This is a genomic window from Bacteroides sp. CAG:633, from assembly GCF_000435115.1.
Taxonomy (GTDB): Bacteria; Bacteroidota; Bacteroidia; order Bacteroidales; family Bacteroidaceae; genus Bacteroides; species Bacteroides ndongoniae.
The window spans coordinates 1-4,600 of the sequence record NZ_FR882964.1 but is presented as its reverse complement, the minus strand read 5'-3'; the positions used below and the strand labels follow the sequence as shown (position 1 = coordinate 4,600).

At 45.6% G+C, this 4,600-nt stretch carries 3 protein-coding genes; 2 read left to right on the top strand and 1 reads right to left on the bottom strand.

From position 1 onward, the window contains the following. Positions 1 to 105: 105 nt before the first annotated feature. Positions 106 to 723, bottom strand: a complete 618-nt coding sequence (locus QVP67_RS01060) for a superoxide dismutase (RefSeq protein ID WP_022161706.1) — start codon at positions 721 to 723, stop codon at positions 106 to 108. Positions 724 to 893: 170 nt separating this feature from the next. Between QVP67_RS01060 and QVP67_RS01055 the strand changes: the two genes are divergently transcribed. Together QVP67_RS01055 and nspC are read left to right on the top strand one after the other, a co-directional pair. Continuing rightward, positions 894 to 3,251, top strand: coding sequence for an ATP-dependent helicase (locus tag QVP67_RS01055; protein WP_022161705.1), 2,358 nt, complete (start codon positions 894 to 896; stop codon positions 3,249 to 3,251). Between the two features lie 81 nt (positions 3,252 to 3,332). After that, positions 3,333 to 4,472, top strand: a complete 1,140-nt coding sequence (gene nspC, locus QVP67_RS01050) for a carboxynorspermidine decarboxylase (RefSeq protein WP_022161704.1) — start codon at positions 3,333 to 3,335, stop codon at positions 4,470 to 4,472. Positions 4,473 to 4,600: the final 128 nt, after the last annotated feature.

Below are 4,600 nucleotides of genomic sequence, written 5' to 3'. Positions count from 1 at the left end.
AGTCAATACGCCAATTTTGGAAGCTTACTATTTAGATGTGCCTGTTAATACAAAACGCACCCGAAGCAGTGTATGCTAACGGGTGCGCGTTACAGATTAGAAATATCATTTCAGTCTTTTCTCCACAACTTCCCAATCAATGATATCCCACAAAGCTTTCAAATGATCGGCGCGCCAGTTCTGATAGTCCAGATAATAAGCGTGTTCCCAGACATCGAATGTAAGCAAAGGAGTGAAACCTGATCGGAGAGGATTACTGCCATTCGCTTCTTTGGTAATGTGCAGTTTACCCTGTTGATCGGCGGAAAGCCAAGCCCATCCTGAACCAAAAAGTCCGGTAGCCGCAGCTGTAAATTCTTTCTTGAAATCTTCAAAACTGCCAAAATCCCGGTTTATAGCTTCGGCCAACGGTCCAGCCGGCTCGTGACGTTTAGGAGTTGGAGAGAATTGCAAGAAATAGAATGTGTGATTAAGTACTTGTCCCGCATTGTTAAACACCGGACCATCGGGAGCTGTGGCAACAATCTCTTCGAGACTTTTCCCCTCGAATTCTGTTCCCGGAACCAAATTATTCAGATTGTTTACATAAGTTTGCAGGTGCTTCCCGTAATGGAAGTCGATAGTAGCCTGACTGATTACAGGTTCCAATGCATTGTGAGCATAAGGAAGTGTGGGCATTTCGAACATCATAATAGTTGCTGCTATTAAAGTGGTGAGTATCATATCTAATTATTATTTTAAGGCTTGTCTTCATAAGACCAAAAAACTTAATACAAATATAAGAAAAGCCTTTGTAATAACAACATGATAGCCAAGGAAAAGTTCACGGCTATTTGAAGCTTTTTCGTATCTTTGCACTGTTTTTATGTTTTATCGGATGATTGTGACAAGCTATGTCAGACTATATAAATGAATTGAACGACAGCCAGCGAGCGGCTGTTCTTTACAACGAAGGTCCGTCGCTGGTTATTGCCGGAGCCGGATCAGGAAAAACCCGTGTACTTACATACAAAATAGCATGGTTGCTGGAGAACGGTTATCAGCCATGGAACATTCTGGCACTGACATTTACAAACAAAGCAGCCCGGGAAATGAAAGAGCGTATTGCCAAACAGGTCGGTACCGAAAGGGCGCGATATTTATGGATGGGAACCTTTCATTCCTTGTTCCTGCGCATTTTGCATGTCGAAGCATCTCATTTAGGGTTTACATCTCAGTTTACCATTTACGATACAGCCGACAGCAAAAGCCTGATCCGTTCCATCATCAAAGAAATGCAACTTGATGAAAAGAACTATAAACCAGGGATGATACAAGCCCGCATCTCCAATGCCAAAAACCATCTTGTATCGCCATCAGACTATGCCCGAAACAAAGAAGCCTACGATGGTGACTGCATGGCTAAAGTACCAGCCTTGCGCGACATTTATCGCCGCTACTGGGAACGTTGCCGGCAGGCCGACGCCATGGACTTTGACGATCTGCTGTTCTATACGTTTTTACTTTTTCGTGATCATCCCGATGTACTAGCACGCTATCAAGAGCAATTCCGCTACATTCTGGTAGACGAGTATCAGGACACAAACGTGGCACAACACAGCATAGTGATGCAACTGGCCAAGAACCATCAGCATGTGTGTGTAGTAGGAGACGATGCCCAAAGCATCTATTCATTCCGCGGGGCCGATATCGATAATATTCTTTATTTTACCAAAGCATATCCGGGTACCAGAGTGTTTAAACTGGAACAGAACTATCGCTCTACCCAAAGCATCGTGTCAGCAGCCAATAGCCTGATCAGCAAAAATATGCGCCAGATACACAAAGAGGTATATTCGAAGAAAGACCAAGGAGATCCCATCAGTGTATTCCAGGCATACAGCGATGTAGAAGAAGGCGAAATCGTAATCAATAAGATTGCAGAATTACGCCGCACTCAAGGATACGGTTATGCTGACTTTGCAGTTCTTTACCGTACGAATGCCCAAAGCCGTATCTTCGAAGAAGCCATGCGTAAGCGTAATATGCCTTATCGCATCTACGGCGGCCTTTCCTTTTATCAGCGTAAAGAGATAAAGGACGTGATTGCCTATTTCCGCCTGGTTGTCAATCCAAACGATGAAGAAGCCTTCAAGCGTATCATCAATTATCCCGCCCGAGGGATAGGCGACACAACAGTAGGTAAAATCATAGCTGCCGCTACTGATAATAAAGTAAGTTTATGGACAGTGCTATGCGAACCGTTGACCTATGCATTGAACTTCAACAAAGGAACGGTCAGCAAACTGCAAAAGTTCCGCGACCTGATAAACGATCTCATAAAAGATCTCACACAGAAAAATGCCAGCGAACTGGGTGAAGATATCATCCGCAATTCCGGCATCATCAATGATGTGTGCCAAGATAATTCTCCGGAAAACCTGAGCCGGAAAGAAAACATCGAGGAGCTGATGAACGGTATGAGAGATTTTTGTGCCGAAAGACAAGAGGAAGGAAACGAACACATATCCTTAAGCGATTTTCTATCGGAAGTATCGTTGCTGACCGATCAGGATTCTGACAAAGACAGCAATGATGAGAAAATCACATTAATGACCGTCCATTCGGCCAAAGGGCTTGAATTCCGGAATGTTTTTGTCGTCGGCATGGAAGAAAATCTTTTTCCAAGCAGCATGGCAGGCGATTCGCCGCGGGCACTTGAAGAAGAACGGCGCCTGTTTTACGTCGCTATCACACGCGCAGAAGAGCATTGCTACCTTTCCTATGCCAAAACGCGGATGCGTTACGGAAAAACAGAATTTGGAAGTCCGAGCCGTTTCCTGTATGATATAGATACCAATTACCTGCGATTGCCCCAGAATTTGCTGCTCGAACGGCAGATAAATAATAGGGGAGGAGACTTTAGAAGCAGTTCAAACAATGCGTTCCAACCATCGGCTCGTCCGGTCGGCAGTTCGTCGGCTACATCTTTCTCTGGCGAAACTCCTATGGCTTCACGTAAAAGACTGATAGGCGCTTCCATGCCCCGTAATTTAAGACGAGTGGATCCCGCCCAGCCTTCTTCGCCCTCTTCCGGCAGCCCAACAGCCCTGCTACACGAGGGACAGTTTATCGAGCACGAACGCTTTGGCCGTGGTGAAGTTCTGAAAGTGGAAGGAGTAGGGGACAATGCCAAAGCGACCATCCGCTTCCAGCATGCCGGAGACAAGCAATTGCTGTTGCGTTTTGCCCGTTTCAAAGTGATAGAATAAAACAAAGAAGACTACACTTTGACATAGAGACTAAAATCAGATAATAAGTACAAACCGAATCATATTCTAAAAGCTGAAAAAATGATAGATTTCACCCTTTTTCCTTCGCCTTGCTATATTATGGAGGAGGAACTGCTGAGAAAGAATCTCACATTAATAAAGAGTGTGGCCGAACGTGCCGGAGTAGAAATAATCCTTGCTTTCAAATCGTTCGCCATGTGGCGCTCTTTCCCCATATTCCGCGAGTATATCGACCATTCAACAGCCAGCTCCGTTTACGAAGCCCGTTTGGCTTTCGAAGAGTTCGGCAGCAAGGCGCACACTTACTCGCCCGCTTACACCGAAGCAGACTTTCCGGAAATAATGCGTTGCAGCAGCCACATCACTTTCAATTCACTGTCGCAGTTCAGCCGGTTCTATCCGATGGTATTGGCCCAAGGGGAAGGTATTTCGTGCGGCATCCGCGTAAATCCGGAATATTCGGAAGTAGAAACCGAACTGTATAATCCGTGTGCGGCAGGCACGCGTTTTGGAGTGATAGCCGACCAACTTCCCGACCAACTGCCTCAAGGCATCGAAGGCTTCCATTGTCATTGTCATTGCGAATCGTCTTCTTACGAATTGGAGCGCACACTCATTCATCTGGAAGAGAAATTCTCGCGTTGGTTTCCCCAACTGAAATGGTTGAATCTGGGAGGCGGCCACCTGATGACCCGCAAAGATTACGATGTGGAACACCTGATAAGCCTGCTGCAAGGTCTCCGGAAGCGCTATCCCCACTTGCGCATTATACTTGAACCTGGATCAGCCTTTACGTGGCAAACAGGAGTGCTTTCGTCCGAAGTAGTCGACATCGTCGAAAACCGTGGAATACGTACAGCCATTTTAAATGTCAGCTTTACGTGCCACATGCCCGACTGCCTGGAGATGCCTTACCAGCCAGCCATTCGCGGAGCACAAATGGGCGAACAAGGCCCTTACATTTACCGCATGGGAGGTAACTCTTGCCTGAGCGGAGACTATATGGGATATTGGAGCTTCGATCATGAACTGAAGATCGGCGAACGAATTATCTTCGAAGACATGATACATTATACCACCGTCAAGACAAATATGTTCAACGGAATCCATCATCCGGCTATTGCCATGTGGAGTAAAAACGGCGAAGCTAAGATATTCAAAGTTTTTTCTTACGAAGATTATCGTGACAGAATGAGCTGATTATCAACGGAATGAATTTCAACTTGAAATTATTTCGCAAAAAAGTGGCCGAAATGTTTGCTAGTTTAAGGAAAATGCCTACCTTTGCAACCGCAATCGCGGAAATAGCTCAGTTGGTAGAGCACAAC